A 2,544-nucleotide genomic window follows, 5' to 3' on the forward strand; every position below is an offset into this window, starting at 1 on the left:
ACAATCTTAAAAAGTACTTGAAGTTTACACAGAAAATGTCAAAAACCAAGGCAAAAGCACTTGGTCTTATAGTTTCTAAAATAAATGGACTCCAAAACGGAATAAGCTTCAATTTCCACCAACCAAATTTTAATTAAATGGCAGTTTTAAGAAAATTTAAAAAGCCCTAAAAAGGGCTTAATTGTGTTTTGAGCATAAATTTTTAGAGCGTTGCGCAACGGTTACCGGTGTTGGCAGTAGTTTTTTATTTAAAAAATTCTTTATTAATTGTGTATAATTTTTCGTGCATAGGTGAATGATCTATTAATTTTCTTTTGACTAATTCCTCTTCCAATGCTAGTTGTTCCATATTTGAGTTTTTTGTAACATTTTGAAACTGTTCGTAAATATTCAAAAGTTTGTTGTCCGAAAAATATTGAAAACTGTTTTTGGACTCTTGATAATCTCGCATACTCATTTTAATATCTTCATTCAATGCATTTTCTTGTTTTTTCTGTTCTATTTTATTTTTTATATTTTTAGTAACTTCTTTTGATTTATCTGCACCAACAGAAATTAGAGTAAAAACAATTACCATTACTACGCCAAAACCTACCATAAAAAGTAGAAATTCTGGAATACTCAAAGCTTCACCCAAGAAAATAGAATTAAAATTTTTCATTTATCTTTTTTAATAATTAGAAATTTTTCAGACCTTGATTTTGTTGTTGGTAATTTTTATAATTCACTCAATCTCGATAAATCTATATCTGCTGTAAATCTTTCCCACTTACCAAAATGATTTCTAGAAAATTTTTCTTGTGAAATTATATCTCCATATTTTTCTTGTAAATAATTTGAAAAATCGTTTATATTCTTAAAGTTATCAAATAATCCGTCTATATCTACAATATTTTCAAAACCACCATAAATTTCAAAATCGGATTTATTTGATAGGCTAAAGACTAGTTCACCAATTCCGCAACATTTTAATACACTTAAATAAACATTCTCATTCTTAACTTCTTCAAAAAATTCTTTAATTGTTTGAACCTGATTATTTGGTTCGGTAATTACTTTTGAGCCAATAATATAGGGCAATGTTAAACCATTAGCAAAGTAATTTTTGTCGTAAAAATGAGTTAAAAGTCTGTACCAATATTTTTGTTCCATATCAAATTTATGAATGCTTCGATTAAATTACTGCCAACGTTCAGTATATGAAAAGTAGGCGATTACGAAGAACGAAACTTTCGGTTAAGCACCAACTTTGATACAAGCCCAAAGCCTTGATTATATTACTGTTTCGCCAATTTTTTATATACATTGTTGCCAGTAGTTTTTATTCACTTTTAAATTCTCTCAAAACAGGTAATGCTTTATTATCAAAATCAAACAATGCTTGATTTTCCCAAGGGGAAGCGTCTGTAGATTGATTTCCTTTCCAAGCAATTAATTCAGCTCCCCAATAACAAAATCCTATTCCGTTTTCTAATTCTTTGGTCAATGTTTTTATTTGTTTTATAAAGTCTTTTTGACCTTCACGAGTTGCTGGATATTCGGGTAGAATTAGTTGTTCTTCTAATCCTACAATATTACTTGTCCAATCATTCCATTCAAGTGTAAAAGGGTAGGCTGTTTCTGCAATCAAGATTTTCTTATCGTGGGTTTCACTTAAATATTGCATTTTGGTCTGGAGATTATTTAAGGATTTACCATGCCAAATTGGATAATAGGATAAACCAATAATGTCATAATCTAAAATACTCACTTGATTAAAAAACCAATCAGAGCTTTCAATACCAGCAAAATGCAAGATTATTTCAGTATCATTAGCATTGGTTCTTACTGCTACAATTGCAGTATCCATTAGCTCTATAAATTGCTGAAAATTATTTGAAATATGTCCATAAGGATGAAGAAATCCAGGATTTATTTCATTACCTATTTGGATATAATCAGGTTGTAATTCGGACATAATTTTTTCAGTGTAGTTGTACACGCTGTCTTTCAATTGAGTAAAATTGATTCCTTGCCAATGTATTGGGGTTTCTTGATGAGCAGGATCTGCCCAAGTATCTGAATAATGAACAGTCAACCAAGTTTTAAAACCATTAGTTTTTAAGGTGTTGGAAAACAGTTTTACTTCATTAAATCCATAGTGTTCATTACTCGGATTTACCCAAAGTCTTAATCTAACAGTATTTATTCCATTATCTTTAAGTATAGTTAAGAAATCAGTTTGACTTCCTTCCAAATCATTGAACGTAGGATTTGAATTTGATATTTCAGGATAGCTTGAAATGTCAACAGCAGAAATAAATGTCAAGTTTTCACTCTCTGGAATTGGTGTATTTATATCCTCTTTGTTACAAGAAGTAAAAATTAAAAGAGTTATTAATATTTGTAATGTTCTATTCATTTTTTAAATTACTGGCAACGTTTATGTATATGAGCTGTGGCGTGTCTCGGCACGAACCTCTCCAAATAAAAACTGGCTTTGGAAAATCCGCAGGATTTTCCAAGTGTGGACTGACCAAGCCATAGCTTATATACTGTGTTGGC

3 protein-coding genes are annotated in these 2,544 nt (G+C 30.1%); all 3 read right to left on the reverse strand.

The genetic code is table 11. The features are described 5' to 3' along the window. Positions 1-244: 244 nt before the first annotated feature. Positions 245-661, reverse strand: a complete 417-nt coding sequence (locus tag ACFPH8_RS14940) for a hypothetical protein (RefSeq protein WP_376862251.1) — start codon at positions 659-661, stop codon at positions 245-247. A gap of 56 nt (positions 662-717) precedes the next feature. Beyond that, the gene (locus tag ACFPH8_RS14945; RefSeq protein ID WP_376862253.1) at positions 718-1,152 is read right to left on the reverse strand and encodes a hypothetical protein; all 435 of its coding nucleotides are present in this window, start codon (positions 1,150-1,152) and stop codon (positions 718-720) included. Positions 1,153-1,321: 169 nt separating this feature from the next. Next, entirely contained in the window at positions 1,322-2,401 is a 1,080-nt protein-coding gene (locus ACFPH8_RS14950; RefSeq protein WP_376862255.1) for a glycoside hydrolase family 53 protein, read from the reverse strand. Positions 2,402-2,544: the final 143 nt, after the last annotated feature.

It is taken from the genome of Bizionia hallyeonensis (assembly GCF_042657385.1).
Taxonomy (GTDB): domain Bacteria; phylum Bacteroidota; class Bacteroidia; order Flavobacteriales; family Flavobacteriaceae; genus Algorimicrobium; species Algorimicrobium hallyeonense.